The sequence below is a fragment of the Streptomyces tyrfis genome (assembly GCF_037034285.1).
Taxonomy (GTDB): Bacteria; Actinomycetota; Actinomycetes; order Streptomycetales; family Streptomycetaceae; genus Streptomyces.
The window spans coordinates 97714-118980 of sequence record NZ_JBAGJZ010000016.1 but is presented as its reverse complement, the minus strand read 5'-3'; the positions used below and the strand labels follow the sequence as shown (position 1 = coordinate 118980).

At 75.0% G+C, this 21267-nt stretch carries 19 protein-coding genes; 14 read left to right on the top strand and 5 right to left on the bottom strand.

The window, feature by feature from the left end; all coding sequences use genetic code 11:
* The first annotated feature begins 2 nt into the window (after positions 1–2).
* The 9 genes from WA762_RS15095 (at position 3) to WA762_RS15055 (ending at position 11764) form a co-directional block, all read left to right on the top strand.
* Positions 3–1910: a dipeptide/oligopeptide/nickel ABC transporter permease/ATP-binding protein gene (locus WA762_RS15095; RefSeq protein ID WP_335936198.1), complete on the top strand. Its 1908-nt coding sequence runs from the start codon at positions 3–5 to the stop codon at positions 1908–1910.
* The gene (locus tag WA762_RS15090) at positions 1907–2680 is read left to right on the top strand and encodes an ABC transporter ATP-binding protein (RefSeq protein WP_335936197.1); all 774 of its coding nucleotides are present in this window, start codon (positions 1907–1909) and stop codon (positions 2678–2680) included. The genes WA762_RS15095 and WA762_RS15090 overlap by 4 nt, the downstream gene beginning before the upstream one ends.
* Positions 2677–4602 (top strand): S9 family peptidase, encoded by a 1926-nt coding sequence (locus WA762_RS15085; protein ID WP_335936196.1) that lies wholly within the window; start codon positions 2677–2679, stop codon positions 4600–4602. The genes WA762_RS15090 and WA762_RS15085 overlap by 4 nt, the downstream gene beginning before the upstream one ends.
* A gap of 54 nt (positions 4603–4656) precedes the next feature.
* On the top strand, positions 4657–6060 hold the full coding sequence (locus WA762_RS15080) for a serine hydrolase domain-containing protein (RefSeq protein WP_335936195.1): 1404 nt from the start codon (positions 4657–4659) through the stop codon (positions 6058–6060).
* Between the two features lies 1 nt (position 6061).
* Complete coding sequence (locus tag WA762_RS15075; protein ID WP_335936194.1) at positions 6062–7216, top strand: M20 family metallopeptidase; 1155 nt, start codon at positions 6062–6064, stop codon at positions 7214–7216.
* Entirely contained in the window at positions 7213–8070 is an 858-nt protein-coding gene (locus WA762_RS15070; protein WP_335936193.1) for a GNAT family N-acetyltransferase, read from the top strand. The genes WA762_RS15075 and WA762_RS15070 overlap by 4 nt, the downstream gene beginning before the upstream one ends.
* On the top strand, positions 8067–9173 hold the full coding sequence (gene menC, locus WA762_RS15065) for an o-succinylbenzoate synthase (RefSeq protein ID WP_335936192.1): 1107 nt from the start codon (positions 8067–8069) through the stop codon (positions 9171–9173). The genes WA762_RS15070 and menC overlap by 4 nt, the downstream gene beginning before the upstream one ends.
* Positions 9174–9338: 165 nt before the next feature.
* Complete coding sequence (locus WA762_RS15060) at positions 9339–10937, top strand: helix-turn-helix domain-containing protein (protein WP_335936191.1); 1599 nt, start codon at positions 9339–9341, stop codon at positions 10935–10937.
* 380 nt (positions 10938–11317) lie between these two features.
* Positions 11318–11764: a nitroreductase family deazaflavin-dependent oxidoreductase gene (locus WA762_RS15055; RefSeq protein ID WP_335936190.1), complete on the top strand. Its 447-nt coding sequence runs from the start codon at positions 11318–11320 to the stop codon at positions 11762–11764.
* A 75-nt stretch (positions 11765–11839) separates the two neighbouring features.
* Here the strand turns inward: WA762_RS15055 and WA762_RS15050 are convergent, their stop codons facing one another.
* Positions 11840–13084 carry an MFS transporter gene (locus WA762_RS15050; protein ID WP_335936189.1) on the bottom strand — a complete coding sequence of 415 codons (1245 nt, stop codon included), beginning with the start codon at positions 13082–13084 and terminating at the stop codon, positions 11840–11842.
* A gap of 97 nt (positions 13085–13181) precedes the next feature.
* Here WA762_RS15050 and WA762_RS15045 point away from each other — a divergent pair, with 97 nt between their 5' ends.
* Complete coding sequence (locus WA762_RS15045; protein ID WP_335936246.1) at positions 13182–13670, top strand: winged helix-turn-helix transcriptional regulator; 489 nt, start codon at positions 13182–13184, stop codon at positions 13668–13670.
* Positions 13671–13890: 220 nt separating this feature from the next.
* Here WA762_RS15045 and WA762_RS15040 read toward each other — a convergent pair whose 3' ends face one another.
* Positions 13891–14865, bottom strand: a complete 975-nt coding sequence (locus WA762_RS15040; RefSeq protein ID WP_335936187.1) for an acetylxylan esterase — start codon at positions 14863–14865, stop codon at positions 13891–13893.
* A 143-nt stretch (positions 14866–15008) separates the two neighbouring features.
* Here WA762_RS15040 and WA762_RS15035 point away from each other — a divergent pair, with 143 nt between their 5' ends.
* The gene (locus WA762_RS15035) at positions 15009–15284 is read left to right on the top strand and encodes a DUF2087 domain-containing protein (RefSeq protein ID WP_335936185.1); all 276 of its coding nucleotides are present in this window, start codon (positions 15009–15011) and stop codon (positions 15282–15284) included.
* Between the two features lie 88 nt (positions 15285–15372).
* Complete coding sequence (locus tag WA762_RS15030; RefSeq protein ID WP_335936183.1) at positions 15373–16668, top strand: alpha/beta fold hydrolase; 1296 nt, start codon at positions 15373–15375, stop codon at positions 16666–16668.
* A gap of 67 nt (positions 16669–16735) precedes the next feature.
* Here the strand turns inward: WA762_RS15030 and WA762_RS15025 are convergent, their stop codons facing one another.
* Entirely contained in the window at positions 16736–17308 is a 573-nt protein-coding gene (locus tag WA762_RS15025; RefSeq protein WP_335936181.1) for a rhodanese-like domain-containing protein, read from the bottom strand.
* 98 nt (positions 17309–17406) lie between these two features.
* Between WA762_RS15025 and WA762_RS15020 the strand changes: the two genes are divergently transcribed.
* Complete coding sequence (locus tag WA762_RS15020) at positions 17407–17685, top strand: metal-sensitive transcriptional regulator (protein WP_335936179.1); 279 nt, start codon at positions 17407–17409, stop codon at positions 17683–17685.
* An 84-nt stretch (positions 17686–17769) separates the two neighbouring features.
* Here the strand turns inward: WA762_RS15020 and WA762_RS15015 are convergent, their stop codons facing one another.
* Both WA762_RS15015 and WA762_RS15010 read right to left on the bottom strand, forming a co-directional pair.
* Positions 17770–18528, bottom strand: coding sequence for a sulfite exporter TauE/SafE family protein (locus tag WA762_RS15015; protein WP_335936178.1), 759 nt, complete (start codon positions 18526–18528; stop codon positions 17770–17772).
* A gap of 118 nt (positions 18529–18646) precedes the next feature.
* A complete protein-coding gene (locus WA762_RS15010; RefSeq protein ID WP_335936177.1) occupies positions 18647–20023 on the bottom strand; it encodes an MBL fold metallo-hydrolase in 1377 nt (458 codons plus the stop codon).
* A gap of 219 nt (positions 20024–20242) precedes the next feature.
* On the opposite strand from WA762_RS15010, the gene WA762_RS15005 reads away from it, so the two are divergent.
* A complete protein-coding gene (locus WA762_RS15005) occupies positions 20243–21211 on the top strand; it encodes an NADPH:quinone oxidoreductase family protein (protein ID WP_335936175.1) in 969 nt (322 codons plus the stop codon).
* Positions 21212–21267 lie beyond the last annotated feature (56 nt).

Sequence of the window (21267 nt, the reverse complement as noted above, 5' to 3'; positions counted from 1 at the left end):
TGATGCGTCAAGGTCTTGACACCTCGTTGGGGCGCCGACTCGGGCGCACGCTCAGGACGCCGATCGGCGTGACCGCGCTGGCCGCCTGTCTGCTCCTGGTTGCGCTCGCCGTGCTGGGGCCGGTCCTGTGCGGCGACCGGGCGGCGCGGATCGACACGGACGCGATCAACCAGGGAAGCAGCGCCGCACACCTGCTGGGCACCGACCAGCTCGGGCGCGACATCGCGGCCCGGGTGGTCGTGGCGACCCGGCAGACCCTGCGTCTCACCCTGCTCGCCGCCGCGATCGGGGTCGGCGGCGGACTGCTGCTCGGCGTCGCCCCGGCGGTGACGGGCCGACGGCTCGGCCGGCTGATCACGGCGACCGTGGGCGTGCTGGTCGCCTTCCCGGGGCTGCTGTTCCTGCTCTTCCTCGCCACGATCTTCGGCGTGGGCAGCACCGGCGCGGTGCTCGCCGTGGGGCTGGCCATGGTCCCGCCCGTGGCACGGCTGGTACAGAACCTGACGGCGTCGGTCGCGGGCTCGGACTACGTCGCCGCGGCCCGGATCCTGGGAGTGGGCCGGTTCAGGCTGGTCGTGCGCCATCTGCTCCCCGACATCGCCGAACCGTCGGTGCTGTTCGCCACCCAGGCGATGAGCGGCATCCTCGTCGCCTTCTCCGGACTCTCCTTCCTCGGACTGGGCGTGCAACCGCCCGAGTACGACTGGGGACGGCTGCTGAACGAGCAGCTCAACCGCGTCTACGTCAACCCGGTGGCCGCCCTGGCGCCCGGCGCGGCCGTCGTCCTGACCGGGCTGGTGTTCGGCCTGGTCGGCGAGGTGCTCGCACAGGCCGGCGGCCGACGGGCGCCACGGCGCGAGGACCCGGAGCCGCAGCGGGACGACCTGCCGGCCGCGACGGCGCCCGACGAGGACGGGAGCCTGGTCAGCGCCCGCGACCTGCGGGTGACGTTCCCCGGCGACCGACAGGCCGTGCGCGGCGTCTCGTTGGACATCCGCGCGGGCGAGGCCGTCGGCCTGGTCGGCGAGTCGGGCTCGGGCAAGAGCCTGAGCGCGCTGGCTCTGGCCGACCTGGTGCCCCACCCCGGACAGGTCCGCGCGCGCACGCTCCGCTTCGACGGACACGACCTGCGGACGGAACCGGGACCGGGCACGGGGCTCGCCATGGTCTTCCAGGACCCCATGGCCTCGCTCAACCCCGCCCTGCGCGTCGGCCGCCAGCTCGCCGAAGTGGCCGAGGTGCACCTCGGGGCGAGCCGCGCCCGGGCCGCGGCACGAGCCGTCGACCGGCTCGGCGCCGTCCGGATCCCGGAGCCGGAACGACGCGCCCGGCAACGGCCGCACGAGTACTCCGGAGGAATGCGGCAACGGGCCGTCATCGCCATGGGCCTGATGGGCGAACCGAAACTGGTCATCGCCGACGAACCGACCACGGCGCTCGACGTGTCCGTCCAGCGACAGGTGCTCGACCTGCTCGCGGAGGTGCGCGAGGACACCGGCGCCGCGCTGCTGCTGATCTCCCACGACCTCGCCGTCGTCTCCCAGGTCTGCGAACGGATCCTGGTCATGTACGGCGGCCTGATCGTCGAGGAACTCCCGGTCTCCGCGCTGGCGGCGGGAGCGGCCCACCCCTACACCCGGGCCCTGGTGGGGGCCGTCCCGACCATGACCACCGCACCCGGCACGGACCTGGTGACCATTCCCGGCCGCCCGCCGGAGCCGGGGGAGACCGGCCCCGGCTGCCCCTTCGCACCGCGCTGCGCCCGCGTCCGGGAACGCTGCCGCGCCGACGTCCCCGCGCTGACCCCGACCGGACCGGACCGCAAGGTCGCCTGCTGGCACCCCGTGGACGCGGCCACGGCCGGCGCCCCCGCCCGCACCACCGGCCGAGAATCGGAGACGACGCCATGAGCTCGCTCGAACTGCGCGGCATCACCGTGCGCTACGGCCGCTTCACCGCGGTGGAGGGCGTCGACCTGCTGGTGCCGGACGGATCGGTGACCGGACTCGTCGGCGGATCCGGATCGGGTAAATCGACCCTCGGAAAGGCCGTCGTGGGCCTGGCGCCGGTCCGGTCGGGCAGGGTCCTGGTCGACGGGAACGACGTCGTGCACCGCCGCGGACGAGCCCCGGTGCAACTGGTGTTCCAGAACCCGTACGCCTCGCTCGACCCGCACATGACCATCGGCGCCTCCGTCGCCGAGGCGCTGCCCCGCGCCGAACGGCCGCGCGGCACGCCGGCCCGCGCCCGCCGTGCCGCACGCGACGCGGAGGTGGCCCGCTTCCTGGAACTCGTCGGCATCGACCCCGCGCGGGCCGCACTGACCCCGGACGTGCTCTCCGGCGGCCAGCGCCAGCGGGTGGCCCTGGCCAGGGCGCTCGCCGCCCGGCCCGGCGTGCTGATCGCGGACGAGATCACCTCGGCCCTCGACGTGTCCGTCCAGGGCGCGGTGCTCAACCTGCTGCGCGGCCTCCAGCGCGAACTGGGCTTCGCGATGCTCTTCATCTCCCACAACCTCGCGGTCGTCCGCCACCTGTCCGACCAGGTCGCCGTGATGGACGGCGGACGCCTCGTCGAAAGCGGCCCCGCCGAGCGGGTGCTGGAAGACCCCGAACACCCCACGACCCGCGACCTCATCTCCTGCGTACCGACCCTTGCCCTCGCCGAGGAGGCGCCATGACCCGGCCACTGACCATCGACGACCTGTACCGCTTCGAGATCCCCGGCGATCCCGCGCTGTCCCCCGACGGCGACCGCGTCGTCTACACCCTGACCACCCAGGACGCCGCGAACGACCGCGTCGTCCGGTCCCTGTGGGAGGTGCGCGCGGACGGCGGTCCGGCCCGGCGGCTCACCCACGGCCCCGCGGACACCGCGCCGCGCTGGTCCCCGGACGGGACGACACTGGCGTTCCTGCGCGAGGGACGGCTCCACCTGCTGCCCGCCGACGGGGGAGAGGCCATGCCGCTCATCGCCCCCGGCCGGTGCCCGGCCGGAGCGGGCACACCGGTGTGGAGCCCCGACGGATCACGGATCGCGTTCTCGGCCCCCGCCGCCCGGCGCGAGGACACCGCGCCCGTCGTCGTCGACACCCTCGGCTGGAAGGCGGACGGAGCCGGCCTGATCGGATCGGTCCGGACCCGCCTGTTCGTGGTGGACGTGGCATCGGGCGACGTCGAACCGGTGACGGACGCCGACCGCAACGCCGGCGCCCCCGCCTGGTCGCCCGACGGCACCCGACTCGCCTACCCGGCCCACAGCGGCCCGGACTCGGCCGCGCTCGGCGCCTCGGCCGCCCACGTCGTGGAGGTCGGCGCGGGCGGCGGCGAGCCCCGCCGCATCGGCCCGGCCGGCGGCCTCGCCGGACCGGTGGAGTGGTACCCGGACGGGTCCGCGCTGCTCGTCGTCGGCCGCGACACGTTCGCCGTCGGCCACGCCCGGCTGCTGCGCCAGCCCCTGGACGGATCGGCCCCGACGCCGGTCGACGGCGACCTCGACCGCAACGTCATGGGCGGCGGCCCCGGATACCCCGGAGCCCGGCCGCAGTTCCACGGCGACGACATCCTCTTCTGCGCCCGCGACCGGGGCGCCACCCGCCTGTACCGGGCGGACGCGGCCGGAATCAGCGCCTCCCCCCTCCCGGCCGGAACCGGGATCAGCGGCTGCTCCCTCGCGCCGAAGGCCGGGCGGGCCGCCGTGGTGGCCACCGACGCGTCGAGCTTCGCCGAGATCGTCCTGCTCGACCTGGACGCCTGGGAGCGAGGAGAACCCGGCGCCCGGCCCGTACGGCTCACCGACCACATGGCGCGCGCACTGCCCGGCATCGCCCTCCACCCGGCCACCGAACGCGAGTTCACCATCGCGGACGGCACCGTGGTGCACGGCATGATCACCCGCGCCGCGACGACGCCCGACGGCGGCCCGCTCCTGGTGGACGTGCACGGCGGCCCGCACAACGCCTGGGCGCCCCACTCCGACCCGGTCCACCTCTACCACCAGGAACTGGCCTCGCGGGGCTGGACGATCCTGACGCTGAACGTGCGCGGCAGCGACGGCTACGGCGAGGACTTCTACACCGCCGCGGTCGGTGCCTGGGGCGAGACGGACGAACAGGACGTCCTGCAACCGGTCGCCGCCCTCGTCGACGAGGGCCTCGTCGACCCGGACCGGATCGCGCTCACCGGCTACAGCTACGGCGGCTACCTCACCTGCTGGCTCTCCGCCCGCAGCGACCTCTTCTCCGTCGTCGTGCCGGGCGGCGTCCTGGTCGACCTGAAGACCATGGCCGGCACCTCCGAGGAAGGACACCTGATCGCCGAACACGAGATCGGCGACCCGCGACGGATGACGGAGCTCTCGCCGCTCAGCCACGTCGACGCCGTGCGCGCCCCCACCCTGATCCTGCACGGCGCGGCCGACCACACCTGCCCGGCCGGCCAGGCCGAGCAGTGGTTCCACGCGCTGCGCACCCGGGACGTACCGGTCCGGATGGTCCTGTACCCCGGTGGATCGCACCTGTTCCTCCTGGACGGCCGGCCCTCGCACCGGGAGGACTACTCCCGCCGGCTCGTCGAATGGGTCACGCTGCACACCGACCGCTGACCACGCACCACCCCAGCACTCCCACCACCGATCGCCACGGAACCGGAGCTGAACATGACCGAAACCACGGAAACCGCCGCCGACACCACCACCACCACCACCGACCTGTCCGCCCACTGGACCGCCCGCCTCGCCGAACTGGCCGCCCGGCACTCCGTCCCCGGCGCGAGCCTGGGCATCCTGCACCGCGGCGAACTGGTCGCCGAGGCCGCCACCGGCCTCGCCAACACCGAGGCCGGGATCGGGACGACCACCGACACCCTGTTCCAGATCGGCTCGATCTCCAAGGTGTGGACCACCACCGTGGCCATGGCCCTGGTCGACGAGGGGCTGCTCGAACTCGACGCCCCGCTCGTCTCCGTCCTCCCCGAGCTGCGGCTCGCCGACGAGGAGCTGACCCAGAAGGTGACAGTGCGTCACCTCATGACCCACACCAGTGGGATCGACGGCGACCTCTTCACCGACACCGGCCGCGGCGACGACTGCCTGGAGAAGTACACCGCGCTGCTGGCCGACACCGTGCCCAACCACCCGCTCGGCGCCACCATGTCGTACTGCAACGCCGGTTTCACCCTGCTCGGCCGGGTGCTCGAAGTCGTCACCGGCGTCCAGTGGGACCGGCTCATGCGTGAACGCCTGTACGCCCCGCTGGGACTGACCCACACCGCGACCCTGCCGGAGGACGTGCTGCGCTTCCGCGCCGCCATCGGCCATCTGGGCGACCCTCCCGCCCAGGCCCCGCAGTGGGGGCTGATGCGTTCGGCCGGACCGGCCGGGCTGATCTGCTCGACGCCGCGCGAGGTGCTGAAGTTCGCCCGGCTGCACATGGACGACGGCGTCACCGAGGACGGCACCAGGATCCTCTCGGCCGAGGGCGTCGCCGCCATGCAGACCGCGCAGGTCGAGCTCCCCGACCCGTACGTCATCGGTCACTCCTGGGGGCTCGGCTGGTTCCTCGACACCTGGGACGGGCGCCGGGTCCACGGTCACGACGGCGGCACCATCGGCCAGAGCGCCTTCCTGCGGGTGCTTCCCGACGAGGACCTGGCGATCTGCCTGCTCACCAACGGCGGCGACACCGGGAGCCTCTACCGCGAGGTGTTCGCGGAGATCGTGCGCGACCTCGCCGGCGTCACGATGCGCCCCGGGATCGAGCCGGCCACCGGACCGGTGGCGGTGGACCCCGCCGACTACGTGGGCGTCTACCAGCGGCTCTCCAGCAGGCTGGAGATCGTGGAACGGGACGGCGGCCTGGTCATGCGCGACCGGGTCACCGGACCGCTGGCCGAACTCGTCGAGGAGACGGAGCACGAGTACGACATGCACCCGGTCGAGCCGGGCCTGTTCGTGGTGCGGCGGCCGGGGCTCAAGTCGTGGTACCCGGTCGTCTTCTACGCCCTCGCCGACGGCTCGCGCTACATCCACCACGGCATCCGCGCCACGCCCAAGGCGGGCTGACGTGACCGCGATCGCCACCGCGCTGAAGGCGCTGGAGGCCGGGCTGCCGGATCTGCTGGCCGACATCGGGACACTGGTCACCACCGAGTCGCCCAGCGCCGACGTGTCCGCCGTCGCCGACTGCGCCCGGGTCGTCGCCGCTCTCGGCGCCCGGCTCACCGCGACGCCGCCCGAGTGGCTGGACGGCCCGGGGCGGCCCGTCCTGCGCTGGCGCTTCGGCGCCGGCGACCGGGTGCTGCTGCTCGGCCACTTCGACACGGTGTGGCCGGTGGGCTCCCTGGCCCGGCACCCCTTCGAGGTGACCGACGGGCGGCTGACCGGCCCCGGCTGCTTCGACATGAAGGCGGGCGTGGCACAGCTGTTCCACGCCCTGTCCGTCCTCGACGACCTGGACGGAGTGTCGGTGCTGCTCACCGGCGACGAGGAGATCGGCGCCCCCGCCTCCCGCGCCCTGATCGAGGCCGAGGCGCGCCGCACCCGGGCCGTGCTCGTCCTGGAGGCGAGCGAGCGGGGCGCGCTGAAAACGGCGCGCAAGGGCATGTCCGGCTACGAACTGGGCATCGCCGGACGCGCCGCGCACGCCGGCCTGGAACCCCACCGGGGCGTCAACACGACCACCGAACTCGCCCACCAGATCCTCGCGTTGTCCGCGCTCGCCGACCCGGCGGCCGGCACCACCGTGACACCGACCGTCGCCGCCTCGGGCACCACCCGCAACACCGTGCCCGACGCGGCCCGGCTGCTGGTCGACGTACGCGTCTCGACGGCCGCCGAGCAGGACCGGGTCGACCGGGCCGTCCACGCCCTCGCACCGGTGCTCGCGGGCGCCGAGCTCACCTTCTCCGGCGGGCCCGACCGGCCCCCGCTGCAACCGAGCGCGTCGGCGGAGCTGTTCGAGCGCGCCCGGGCCCACTACGCGGACCTGGGGCTCGGCCCGCTGCGCGGAGTCGCCGTCGGAGGCGCCTCGGACGGCAACATCACCGCCGGCGCGGGTACGCCCACCCTGGACGGCCTGGGCGCCGTGGGCGGCGGGGCGCACGCCGACGACGAACACGTCCTCGTCGCCGAACTCCCGCGCCGCGCCGCCCTGGTGGCCTCGCTGGTCGCCTCGCTCCTGCGCGAGCCGCCGGCCGCCCCGGACCGGGTGGGACCGTGAGCGGGACCCGGGCGGCCGAGGCGGCCGCCGCAGCCGGCCTGGCCGCACGGCGGGCCGGCGTGACCCTCTCCGAACTGCACGGGCTGGACGAGATGCGGGAGGCCTGCCGGGTGCTCGACCGGGTCTGGCGGCCGGTGCCGGGGAAACCGCTGATCACCCCGGAACTGCTCCGGGTCTTCGCGCACTCCGGTAGCTATGTCGTCGGCGTCCACCGCGACGGCCGCATGATCGGGTTCTGCCTCGGCTTCCTGGCCACCGCGGGACTGCACTCGCACATCGCCGGGGTGGACGGCTCCGCCCGGGGCCGCAACGTCGGCTTCGCCGTCAAACTCCACCAGCGGGCCTGGGCCCTGGCCCGCGGCATCACCGCGATCACCTGGACCTTCGACCCGTTGATCAGCCGCAACGCCTATTTCAACCTGTCCAAACTGGGCGCCGCGCCCAGCGAGTACCTCGCCGACTTCTACGGGGCGATGCAGGACGAGGTGAACGCCGGGACCGAGACGGACCGGCTGATGGTCCACTGGGAACTGGCCGGCGACCGCGCCGTGGCCGCCGCCGAGGGCGTCTCCCGCCGCGTGACCGTCGACGACGCCGGCGGGCACGCGGTCGTCGGCCTGGACGCCGACCCCGACGGGCGACCCGCCGTCGGACGCCGGGACGGCGACACCGTCCTGGTCCGGATCCCCGCCGAGGCCGAGGCGCTCCGCCGCACCGACCCGCCGCTGGCCCGCGAGTGGCGGTACGCGCTGCGCGAGGTGCTCGGCGGCCTGATGGCCCAGGGACACACCGTCACCGGATTCACCCGGGACGGCTGGTACGTGATCGTCAGACGTCAGGAGAAGCAGGTATGAAGCTCGTCGGTGTGGAACTGCGCCGGATCGCGATGCCGCTGGTCGCGCCGTTCCGGACCTCGTTCGCCACCATGGACACCCGGGAGATCCTGCTGGTCAGGGTCGAGACCGAGCACCACGAGGGATACGGCGAATGCGTCACGATGGCCGATCCGCTCTACTCCTCGGAGTACACGGCGGGCGCGGCGGACGTGCTGCGCGGTCATCTCGTGCCCGCGCTCGCCGCCCTGCCGGACCTCGACCCCTGGGCCGTCGCCCCGGCACTGGCCCCGTTCAAGGGGCACCGGATGGCCAAGTCCGCGCTGGAGACCGCGGTGCTGGACGCCTGGCTGCGCGCCCACGGCCTGTCCATGGGCCAGTGGCTGGGCGCGACCGCGGACCGGGTGCCCGCCGGGGTGTCGGTCGGGATCATGGACTCGATCCCCGCCCTGCTCGACGCCGTCGACGGCTACCTGGCCGAGGGCTACCTCCGGATCAAGCTGAAGATCGAACCCGGCTGGGACGTGGAGCCCGTGCGCGCGGTACGGGAACGCTTCGGCGACGACGTGCTCCTCCAGGTGGACGCCAACACCGCGTACACCCTCGCCGACGCCGGACAACTGGCCCGGCTCGACCCGTACGGACTGCTGCTGATCGAACAGCCCCTGGACGAGGAGGACGTGCGCGGCCACGCCGCCCTCGCCGCCCGGGTGCGCACCCCCATCTGCCTGGACGAGTCGATCGTCTCCGCCCGCTCGGCGGCCGACGCCATCGCCATGGGCGCCTGTTCGGTCGTCAACATCAAACCGGGACGGGTCGGCGGCTACCTGGAGGCCCGGCGGATCCACGACGTGTGCGCCGCGCACGGCGTCCCGGTGTGGTGCGGCGGCATGCTGGAGACCGGCCTGGGGCGGGCCGCCAACGTCGCCCTCGCCGCCCTGCCCGGCTTCACCCTGCCCGGCGACACCTCCGCCTCCGACCGGTACTACCGCACCGACATCACCGAGCCGTTCGTACTCAGGGACGGCCGTCTCGACGTGCCCCGCGCACCCGGGCTCGGCCTCTCACCGATCCCCGAGCGGCTGGCCGAGGTGACCGAATCGACGGAGTGGATCGGCCGATGACCGCGCCGTGACCCGGACCCCGCCGGGGCGACCGTGAACGGCACGGACGCGCGCCGGGTCCGCGCGGCCGAAGGGACGCCCCTGGGCCGCGCGGCCCGGCGGGCGGACCGGCGACCGGGCGGGGGAGCCGACCGCGGACGTGTCCCGCTCGTCTACGGTGTGACGATGACGGAGCAGCCGCGGGCCGTGCTCGGCCGGATCCTCGACGATCTGGGATCGACGCTGATCGATGTGGTGGCGGGGGAGGCCGACCCCTCCACCGCCGTCACCGGGGTGCTCATCCAGGACCCGCTGGACGAACCGGCCGGGCTGCCCGGAGCGGTGGTGCTCGGCGTCGGGGTGTACGGCGCCGGGGCCGTCGCGGCCCTCGTCGAACGGGCCGCCGGGCTCGGCGCGGTGGCCGTGGTGGTGCGTTCCCCGGTCCCGGTCGCCGGACCCGTGGCGGAGGCCGCCGACCGCACCGGCGTGACCGTGCTCGGCCTGACCCCCGGCGCGTCCTGGGCCCAGGTCGCCGCCCTGCTGCGGTCGCTGCTCGCCACCGACGAACTGGGCGCCCTGGGCGGCCCCGACGCCCAGGGCGGCGCCGAACCGTTCGCGGGCGACCTGTTCGCCCTGGCCAACGCGACCGCCGCCCTGCTGGACGGGCCCGTCACCGTGGAGGACCGGGGCGGACGCGTGCTGGCCTTCTCCAGCCGCCAGGACGAGGGCGACGACGCCAGGATCGCGACCGTCCTCGACCGCCAGGTGCCCGCCGAGAACCTGCGCGCCCTGGAACGGCGCGGCGCCTTCCGGGCCCTCTACCGCAAGGAGGAACCCGTCTACGTGACCGGCGTCTCCGACAAGCCCCGGATCGCGACCGCGGTCCGGGCGGGCGGCGAGATCCTCGGTTCGATCTGGGTCGTGGTCGACGGCCCGCTGGGCGAGGACCGCACCCGGGCCCTCCAGGAGGCGGCGAAGGTGGCCGCGCTGCACCTGCTGCGCCACCGCGCGGGCGCGGATGCCGAACGGCGGCTGCGCGCGGACCTGCTGGCCACCGTTCTGGAGGGCGGGCCGCACGCCCCGCAGGCCGCCGCACGCCTGGGGCTGTCCGCCCAGCCCGCCTGCGTGCTGGCCCTCTGGGTGACCGGCGAGCCGTCCGCCCCCGACCGGGTGGCCGCGGGGCACCGCGTCGCCGAGGCCCTCGCTCTGCACCTGGCCGCGATCCACCCCCGTACGGCCACGGCGTCGTTGGGCGGCGTCACCTACGCGGTCCTGCCCACGCGTTCGGACGAAAACGCCCTGCGGGCGGCCCAGGCGTTCCTCGGCCGCGTGGGCGACCGGGTGGCCGCGGTCATCGGCATCGGGCGGCTCGCCGTCCGCCCGGCGGACCTGCGCCGCTCCCGCGCCGACGCGGACCGGGTGCTGCGCGTCCTCGGCTCCGGCCGCTCGCGGCGGCGGTCGGCCCGCCTCGCGGACGTCTACACCGCCTCGCTGCTGGAGGAACTGACGGACCGGATCGCCGCCGAGGACGACGTCCCCGACGGCCCCGTCGTCCGGCTGCGCGCCTACGACGCCCGGCACCGCACCGCCCTCACGGACACCCTGGACGCGTGGCTGAGCACCTTCGGCGACGTGCCCGCCGCCGCGGCGGCCGTCCACGTCCACCCCAACACCTTCCGCTACCGGCTCCGGCGGGTGGCCGAGGTGGCGGGCATCGACCTGGACGACCCGGAGGCCAGGTTCGAGGCGATGCTGCACCTGAGACTGACCCCACCGGGCCCCTGACGCCCGGCCCGGGAAGCGGCCGTCGAACGGGGGCCGGACGAGCGCCGATCCTGCCCCGCCCCGGCCGGTCGGACCGGCCGGAACGGCGAACACGGGCGAGGAGCCGACACACGCACGGAACGGATCGAGCGGACAGCCGGAACGGGCCCGGACGCGGGCGCCGCCTCGACGGGCCCGCCCGCGCGGGACGGCCGTTCGGCAGACGGGCCGTCACGCCCGCCGCCGAACACCCGCCCCGTCAGCGCCGCGCCGGGGCGGGAGGGATGACAGAGTTCTCCCAGCGCCCCGACGCGCGGACGCGGCGGCGCACGGCTGCGTGCGCCGCGCGCCGGCGTGTCGGGACGATCCGGTATCCGCATGTCGACGATGGGACAGAAGCCATGCCTCTCCAGGGTGTGTACGAGCCGAGCCCCGAGAAGTGGGTCCGCGACCAGGTCGAGCTGTTCGAGAGCTCCGGCGGGACGGAGGGAACCACGATGCGGGGCCTGCCGGTGGTCATCCTGACCACCCGCGGGGCCAGGAGCGGAAAGATCCGCAAGACCCCGCTGATGCGCGTCGAGCACGACGGCACATACGCCGTGGTCGCCTCGCAGGGCGGCGCCCCCAAGCATCCCGTCTGGTACCACAACGTCGTGGCCGACCCCCGGGTGGAGCTCCAGGACGGCCCGGTCCGCCAGGACATGAACGCCCGTGAGGTCACCGGCGAGGAGAAGGCGCAGTGGTGGCGGCGCGCGGTCGAGGCGTTCCCCGACTACGCCGACTACCAGCGCAAGACCGAGCGGCAGATCCCGGTCATCGTCCTGGAACCGGCCGCCGCGCGGCACTGACGGCCGCCCGGGGAGGCGCCGCCGCCCACCGGACGGCCGGTGTCCGGCACACCGGCCGTCCCCCGGCCGGGGCGCTCAGCCGGCGGACGCGCCCCGGGCCCGGGCCGGGCCCCCGCGGGTCGCGGCCCATACGACCAGGGCGAGTGCGCTGATCGCGGCGCCGAGCACGCACACCGCCCCCCATCCGGCCCTGCCGTACACGGCCGTCGAGGCGACGGCTCCGGTGGCGCTGCCGACGGAGTAGAACACCATGTAACCGCCGATCAGACGGCTGCCCGCGTCGGGGCGGGCCGCGTACAGGACGCTCTGACTGGTGACGTGGACGGCCTGCACGGCGAGATCGAGGAGCACCGCCCCGGCCGCCAGCGCCCACAGCGACTGCCGGGTGAGGGCGAGGGGCAGCCACGACAGGGTGAGCAGGGCCAGCGCGACGCCGGTCGTCCACCCGGCGAGCCCCCGGTCGTGCAGACGCCCGGCCGGAGCCGCCGCGAGCGCGCCCGCCGCTCCCGCCAGCCCGAACGCGCCGATCGCGGTGTGCGACAACGACAGGGGCGGTTCGCTCAGGGGGAGCGCCACGCAGCTCCACAGCGTGCTGAAGGCGGCGAAGACCAGCAGCGCGAGCAGGGCGCGGACCCGGAGCAGACGTTCTTCGGCGAACAGCAGCAGGGTGGAACGCAGCAGCCGCGCGTACCCCATCGAGGCGTCCCGCGCCGGCCGCCGGGGGAGCACCCGGCGCAGGGCCAGGGTGAGCGCGAGGACCAGCGCCGCCGAGGAGAGATAGACCGACCGCCAGCCCGCGAGGTCGGCCAGCACGCCGGAGACCGTGCGGGCGAGCAGGATGCCGATCACGATCCCGCTGGTGACCAGGCCGACCGTGCGGCCGCGCCGCTCCGGGGCGGACAGCGAGGCGGCGAAGGCCACGAGGGTCTGGGTCACCACCGCGAGAAAGCCCACCGCGGCCAGGGCGGCCAGCAGCACCGCCGCCGTCCCGGCCGTCCCGGTGGCGACGAGCGCCGCGGCCAGCAGCGCCAGCTGGACCGCGACCAGGCGCCGCCGGTCCACCAGGTCCCCCAGCGGCACGAGCAGGAACAGCCCGAGGCCGTAGCCGATCTGGGTCAGTGTGACGACGACGCCGACGGCCGACGCACCGATCCCGAACTCCCGCCCCAGGGTCACCAGAAGCGGCTGCGCGAAGTAGACATTGGCCACCGCGGCCCCGGACGCGACCGCGAAGAGCGCCGTGGCGCCCCGGGGCAGGGAGCGCGCCGCCGCTCCTCCCTCCGTGTCGTCGCTTCCGGTCACCGTTCCGCCGCCTGCCATGGGCGTCCCTCCAGCATGATGGTTTCAACTTGCTACCACGTTGGACCGTAGTGCGGGTTGGTAGCATGTTGCAACCGACTGGGTGAGGGAGGACGATGTGGTCAAGCGGACGCGTTTCAACCGGAGCGAGTGCCCGGTGGCCCGTTCGGTCGACGCGATCGGCGACTGGTGGTCGCTGCTGATCGTCCGCGACGCGTTCGACGGCAGCCGCCGCTTCGGGGAGTTCCAGCGCGGCCTGGGCGTGGCGAAGAACATCCTCGCGGCGCGCCTGCGCGATCTGGTGGCGGGCGGTGTGCTGGACATGGTCCCGGCGGCCGCCGGCGGCGCCCACCACGAGTATGTGCTGACGCCGAAGGGGAGGGACCTCTTCCCGGTCGTCGTGGCACTGCGGCAGTGGGGCGAGGCGCACTTCTTCGACGTCGGCGAGCCGCACTCGGAGATGGTCGACCTGCGCGGGGGCCGGCCGCCCCGGACGCTGGAGGTCCGCTCGGCCGACGGCCGGCGGATCGGGCCGGACGACGTAAGGGTGAAGAAGGTCGAGAGTCCGGCCGGGGAGGCGGGGACGCCGGGCGGGGCGCCCGCGTAGGGCGTCGCGCACGCGCCCGGTCGTGCCCGGCCCGGGGCCCTGCCCCGCCGGGCCCCGGAGCGCACGGCCTGTCCGGGCGCGCACCCCGGGGCGCCCCGCCGCTCCCCCCGGCCCGTCCGCGTTCCCCGGCGGGCGACGCGCGCGGCGGATCACGCGCCCGCCCGCCCGTCGGGCGGCCGGGCCGACGGGCGGGCCGACGGACGGGCGGAGGGCGGGACGGTCAGGCGGCCAGCTTCCCGGGCAGCCAGCCCAGCTGCACGGCCTTGTGGAACGGCCCGCCGCCCTCGTGGTCGTTGAAGTCGTACACCTCGATGGCCTTGTCCCGGTGGGCGTAGGCGTTGTAGGCGGCGAAGACGGTCGACGGCGGGCAGGTCATGTCCTCCAGCGCCGTCGAGAACAGCGCGGGCGCCCGGCCGCGCGCGGCGAAGTGCACCCCGTCGAAGTAGGAGAGCGTGGTCCTGACGTGCTCGGTCCGGTCGCGGTGCGTCTTGAGGTAGTTGCCCACCTCGCGGTACGGGGCGCGGTCGGTGACGGTCAGCGCCCTGGGGAAGTCGCACAGGAACGGGACGTCCGGCGCGATCGCCGCCAGATCGGGTATCAGCCCGGCCACCGCGAGCGTGATGCCGCCGCCCTGGCTCTCCCCGACGACCGCGGTGCGCGACGCGTCCGCCAGCGGATGCGAGCGCGCCGCCTCCACCGCCCGCACCGCGTCGGTGAACACCCGCCGGTAGTAGTAGGAACGCGGGTCCTCGATGCCCCGGGTCATGAAGCCGGGGAACGAGGGGCCGCTGCCCACCGGGTCGGGGGTGTCGCCGGCGAGCCAGCCGCTGCCCTGGCCCCGGGTGTCCATCACGAAGTGGGCGAACCCGGCCGACGCCCACAGCAGATGCGAGTGGGGCAGCCCCCGGCCGCCGTTGTAGCCGATGAACTCCACCACCAGCCCGAGCGGCTCCGCGGTCCCGGCGGGCAGGACGAACCAGCCCTTCACCGGGTGCCCGCCGAACCCCGCGAACGTCACGTCGTACACGTCCACGGTCTTCAGCCCGGTGTCCGCGCGCGGCTCGAACCGGGCGCCGAGCTCGTACGACCGTGCCTCGTCGAGGGTCTTCGACCAGAAAGCGTCGAAGTCCGCCGGCTCCGTGGACCGGCTTCGGTAGTCGCGGAGCTCCTCGACGGGCAGATCGAACAGGGACATGGGGAACCGCCTTCGTCCTGAGGGCGCCTGAGCACCCGTGGGTCATCGGTGCACACCGTACGGGAGGGCCCCGCCCGGCTCCGTTCCGAGGGCGCGGCCAAAACACGTTGCCCACGGCGCGGCCGCCTGCCACGCTCCCTGCCATGTCAGACAACCGCACAGGCGACTCCAGACCGGTCCAGGCCCTCTTCTCGCACGGGCGGCTCACGGCGATCCCGCGCAGGGCGGCGCGCCGCGAACAACTCCTGGCGCATCTCGCGGAGACGCTCTTCGAGCGCGGGCGGAGCTACACCGAACGCGAGGTCGACGAGGCGCTGCTGACCGTGCACGAGGACTTCTCGGCGCTGCGCCGCCACCTGGTGGTGGCCGGGCTGCTGGTCCGGCCCGCGGACGGCAGCAGCTACCGGCGCGGCCGGTAGGGTCCGGCGCCGGGCGCCCGGCCCCCGCCCGCCCGCGCCGGCGCCGTCTGCTGAACTGTCCGTGGCACATCGGACTCAGGAGCACCTCGTGAGCAGCTACCGGCACCCCGGCATCGTCTTCACCGACCACTTCTTCCCGGTCCCGCTCGACCACGCGGATCCGGACGGAGAGCAGATCGAGATCTTCGGCAGGGAAGCGGTGGCGAGCGACCACGCGGGCGAGGACCTGCCCTGGCTGCTCTATCTGGAGGGCGGCCCCGGATTCGGCGCCCGGCGCTTCATCGGCGCGGAGGCGTGGCTGGGCCGGGCCGTGCGGGAGTTCCGCGTGCTGCTCCTCGACCAGCGCGGCACCGGGCTGTCCACCCCGGCCAACCGGCAGACCCTCCCGCTGCGCGGCGGCCCCCGCGAACAGGCCGACTACCTCGCGCACTTCCGCTCCGACGCCATCGTGCGCGACTGCGAGACCATCCGTCCCCGGCTGACCGGCGGCGCACCCTGGACGGTCCTCGGCCAGTCCTTCGGCGGCTTCTGCGCCGTGCGCTACCTCTCGGCGGCGCCCGAGGGGCTCGGCGCCGTCCTGATCACCGGCGGGCTGCCCTCGCTGGACGCGCACGCCGACGACGTCTACCGGGCCGCCTATCCGCGCGTCGAACGCAAGGTCGCCGCCCACTACGCCCGGTACCCGCAGGACGTCGAACGCGCCCGGCGGATCACCGCCCACCTCGCGGAGCACCGCCCGGAGAGCGCCGGACACCGGCTCACGCCCGAGGCCTTCCAGTCCCTCGGCATCATGCTGGGCGGCGGCAGCGGCAGCCACCAGCTGCACTACCTGCTGGAGAACGCCTTCGTCCGCACCCCGCGCGGCCCCGAGCTCTCCGACGCCTTCCAGGAGGCCGTGCGCGCCGCCACCTCGTTCGCCGGGCACCCGCTGTACGCGCTGATGCACGAGGCGATCTACGCCCAGGACGAACGCCCCACCGCCTGGTCCGCCGAGCGGATACGCACCGAGTTCCCGCGGTTCGACGCGGCCGCGGCGCTGAACGGCGACGGCCCGGTTCTCTTCACCGGGGAGACCGCCCACCCCTGGCACTTCGACGTCGACCCGGCGCTGCGCCCGCTGCGCGAGACCGCCGAACTGCTCGCCGCCCGCACCGACTGGGCCCCGCTCTACGACCCGGCGCGCCTGGCCGCCAACGAGGTGCCGGTCGCCGCCGCCGTCTACCACGACGACATGTACGTCGACACCGGGCACGCGCTGCGCACGGCGGCGGCCGTCCGGGGCCTGCGCACCTGGGTCACCGACGAGTACGAGCACGACGGGCTGCGCGCCGGCGGCCCCCGGGTGCTCGACCGGCTGCTCGCCCTGGTCCGGGACGAGCTCTGACCCGTCGGCACGGGAAGGAGCCGGTCACGCGCCCGCGCGACCGGCTCCTTCCCGTGGACGGGACGGGTCAGCCCTGAAGGGCCGCCAGCGTCGCGTCCAGGTCCGCGGCCGAGCGCGGGACACGGTTGAACGGCAGCTTCGACAGGGCCGCCGCCATGCCGCAGGTGTTGCTCACGGCGGAGAAGACCAGCCCCGAGCCGACACCGGCCGATATCCAGCGCGCGGCCGGGAAGCGCAGGCCCGCGAGCAGGCCCGCCAGCACGAGCGAACCGGCGGCGAGCCGGACCTGACGTTCCATCGGCCAGACGGTCCGGCCGCCGGCGGGACGGTCGACGGCGCGGCCCTCGCCCTCCCAGGCCGAGGTGCCGCCCGACAGCGTCGCCGCCTCGACGTCGGCCGCCGCGAGGATGTCGCAGGCCCGGGTGGAGCGGACGCCGGAGGCGCACACCATGAGCAGCGGGCCGCGGGCCGCCGCGGACTTGAGGGCGGGCACGGCCTCGGGAAGCCGGTCCAGCGGGATGTTCAGCGCGCCGGGGACGTGCCCGGAGGCGTATTCGCCGGGGGCGCGCACGTCGACGACGGTGAACTCCGCGAGCCGGGCCGCGGCCTGGGCGGGGGAGAGGGAGGCGGGGCTGGTCACGAACAATGTTCCTTTCGTTCACCGGGGATGCGGAGGGACTCGGTCCGTCCTTCCCCGTTCAGGGTAGAATACCCCTCGGGGTATCAGGAGGAGGGTGTGTGGAACTCGACATGGCGGCCGACGAACTGAAGTCGGTCCTCAACCGTCTGCGCCGCGCTCAGGGACAGCTGGCGGCGATCATCCGGATGATCGAGGAGGGCCGGGACTGCGAGGACGTCATCACACAGATGGCGGCCGTCTCGCGGGCGCTCGACCGCGCCGGATTCGCGATCATCGCGACCGGCCTCCAGCACTGCATGGCCGACGGCGGGAGCGAGCCGGAGGACCGCGACCGGATGCGGGCGCGACTGGAGAAGCTCTTCCTGTCGCTGGCCTGAACCGTCCGCCGGGGGCGGGCGCCGGAGCCGGGCAACCGCGCGGGACCGGCTTCCGCCCCCGGACATGAGCGGTGCGCGCACCGCTCATGTCACGGCGTCGACGAGCATGAACAGGGCCACGGCCAGCAACGTCGCGCCGAACACGCGCTGGAGCGCGGCCGTGGAGATCCTCGCGGCCAGCCGCCGCCCGTCCCAGGCGCCCAGGACCGCCGCCGCGGTGAACGGGGCGATCACCGCCCAGTCGAGCGGGGCCGGGGTGGCGAGACGGGTGACCAGCGCGGCCGCGGAGTTCACCGTGATGACCAGCAGACTGGTGCCGACCGCCGCGCTCATCGGCAGGGCCAGCACGGTGACCAGCGCGGGGACCGCGAGGAAGCCGCCGCCCACGCCGAGCAGCCCGGTGACGGCGCCGAGACCGGCGCCCGCCCGCACCGCCCGCCCCGGCGGCACGGCGTCCGCCGTGCCGTCCCCCTCCGGCGGGGCGGGGCGGGGACGGATCATCCGTACCGCGGCGACCACCGCGAGGACGGCGAACGCCGCGGTCAGCAGCCCGGGTGGGATCCGCGCGGACAGCGCGCCGGCGAGCGCCGCCGGGACGACTCCGGCGGCCGCGAAGAGCCCGCCGGTGCGCCAGCGGACCCCGCCCGCCCGGGCGTGGGCGACCAGCCCGGTGAGGGACGTGGCGACGACGATCAGCAGACCGGCGGTGGTCGCGGCGGCCGGGCTGAAGCCGAGCAGGTAGATCAGGGCGGGCACGGCGAGGACGCTGCCGCCGCCGCCCAGCCCCCCGAGTGCCAGACCGACCGCCGTGCCCGCCGCGAGCGCCAGGACCAGCGTGGTCATACGGCGGCGCCCGACGGACGGCCCGCGCGACGGCGCGGGGCGTACGGGTGAGGCAGGCGGGACGAGGGCGACGAGGGACGGGGGAGGGCTCCCCGGGCGCGGGGCGGGAGGCGGCGGATCATGAGGCGCGCGCCGGGACGGTCAGCTCCAGGCCGGCCGGCGCGGCGGCGTCGAACCCGTCGTCGACGGCCACCACCTCGCGTCCCGCCGCGTCCAGCAGCGACGCGGCGATCGCCGCCCGCATCCCGCCCGCGCAGTGCACCCACACCACGCCCGGCGGCACCTCGGCCAGCCGCTTCGGCAGCTCGTGCACGGGAATGTGCACCGCTCCCGCGAGAGCCCCGGCGGCGCGCTCGGCGGCCCTGCGCACATCGAGGACCACCGGGTCCTCGCCGCGGGCGCGGGCGGCCGCCAGCCCCGCGAAGTCCGACCTGCCGAACGACCGCAGTCCGGCCGGCCCGCTCACCCAGTCCTCGGGCGCGCCGGTGGCCGCGGCCACCGGGCGGTCCAGGCCGACCCGCGCCAGCTCCCGCTGCGCGTGCGCGATGTCGTCGGCGGTGGCGGCCAGCAGGGTGACCGGCTTCCCCCAGGGGATCAGCCAGGCCAGGTAGGTCGCCGGCTGTCCCTCGCCCTCGAAGTTGAACGCCCCCGCGACATGCCCCTCGGCGAACGCGATCCGGCTGCGCAGGTCCACCACCCACTCGCCCGCGGCCAGGCGCCGGGATATCTCCTCGGCGTCGGCCGGGCCGGGCGGCGTCAGGTCCAGCGGGCGCGGGCCCGCCGCGTTGGCGGGGCCCATGTGCGCGTAGTACGCGGGAATGTCGTCCAGGCCGGCGAGCAGCTCGGCGACGAAGGCGTCGACGTCCTTCACCAGCGCGGCGTTGCGCACGCGCTCGTCGCCGATCGTCGACGCCGTCCCCTCGGCCTGCGAGGAGGAGCAGAAGCTGCCGAAACCGTGCGTCGGAAGGACGGGGACCGCGTCGTCGAGCTCGTCCGCCAGGCGGTGGGCGGAGGCGTGCTGGGCCCGGGCCAGTTCGACGGTGAGCCGCGGCTCCACCAGGTCCGGCCTGCCCACGCCGCCGATCAGCAGCGACCCGCCGGTGAAGGCGGCGACGGCGCGGCCGTCCTCCTCCAGCACATAGGAGGTGTGGTGCGGGGTGTGCCCCGGCGTGGCGAGCGCGCGCAGCGCCAGGCCCTCGTCCACCGCCGTGACGTCGCCGTCGGACACCGGGACGCGGTCGAAGGAGACCGCCGCCGCGGCGGGCACCAGATACCGGGCCCCGGTGACGCGGGCCAGCTCCAGGCCGCCGGACACGTAGTCGTTGTGCAGATGCGTCTCCACCACCAGGGCGACGCGCACGCCGCGCCGGGCTGCCGCGGCGATGACCCGGTCGAAGTCGCGCGGCGGGTCCACGACCGCGGCGGTCCGCCGTCCGCCCGTCAGATAGCTGCGGTTGCCGAGGCCCGCCGTCTCCAAGGTGTCGACGAAGAACACGACACGTCTCCTTCCCTCATGTACCCCGGGGGGTATCTCTCGTCCAGGTCAACATTAATACCCCGGGGGGTATTTCTGGGGCGGTGGGGTGCGACTGTGCGCCGCCTCACGTCCCTTCCGGGCTGTTCCCAGGCATCAAGCGACCGCTTAGTATGTGCGCGCAGCGGCAACGCCCTCAACGTCGCCGCGGTGACGCCGAGAGTGTCGTGGAGGCCCCTCATGCAGGCATGGCGAGTGCACCGGAACGGCGAGCCGCGCGAGGTGATGCGGCTGGAGGAGACCGGCCGGCCCGTGCCCGGCGACGGCCATGTGCTCCTCAGGGTGCGCGCGGCCGACGTCAACTTCCCCGACGCGCTGCTCTGCCGGGGGCAGTACCAGGTGCGGCCCCCGCTGCCGTTCACACCCGGCGTGGAGGTCTGCGGCGAGACCCCGGACGGGCGCCGGGTGCTGGCCACCGTCGCCCTGCCGGACGGAGGGTTCGCCGAGTACGCCGTCGCCGACCGGGCGGCCCTGCTGCCTGCTCCCGGAGACCTGGACGACGCCGAGGCCGCCGCCCTGCACATCGGTTACCAGACCGGCTGGTTCGGCCTGCACCGCCGGGCGCGCCTCCAGGCCGGCGAGACCCTCCTCGTCCACGCGGCGGCCGGCGGCGTCGGCAGCGCGGCCGTCCAGCTCGGCAAGGCCGCCGGGGCCGCCGTCGTCGGCGTGGTCTCCGGGCCGCGGAAGGCCGGGGTGGCCGCCGCGCTCGGCTGCGACCTGGTCGTCGACCGCCTCGCCGAGGACGTCGTCGCCGCGGTCAAGGAGTTCACCGGCGGGCGCGGCGCCGACGTCGTCTACGACCCGGTCGGTGGCGACGCGTACGCCAAGTCCGCCAAATGCGTCGCGTTCGAGGGGCGGATCGTCGTCGTCGGCTTCGCGAGCGGAACCGTGCCCGCCCCGGCCCTCAACCACGCGCTCGTCAAGAACTACTCCATCCTCGGCCTCCACTGGGGCCTCTACGCCGCCCAGGACCCGGCCGCGGTCCGCGCCTGCCATGACGAGCTCACCCGGCTCGTCGCGCGGGGCGTCGTCAAACCGCTGGTCAGCGAGCGCGTCGGGATGGCCGGGGCAGCGGACGCCGTCCAGCGGGTCGCCGACGGCGCCGGCACCGGCCGGATCGTCGTCCTCCCGGCGGCCGCGGACCGCTGACCGCGCCCCGGCGCCGGGGCGAGGCCGGCCGCCTGCCGCCGGACGTCGCGGCGGAC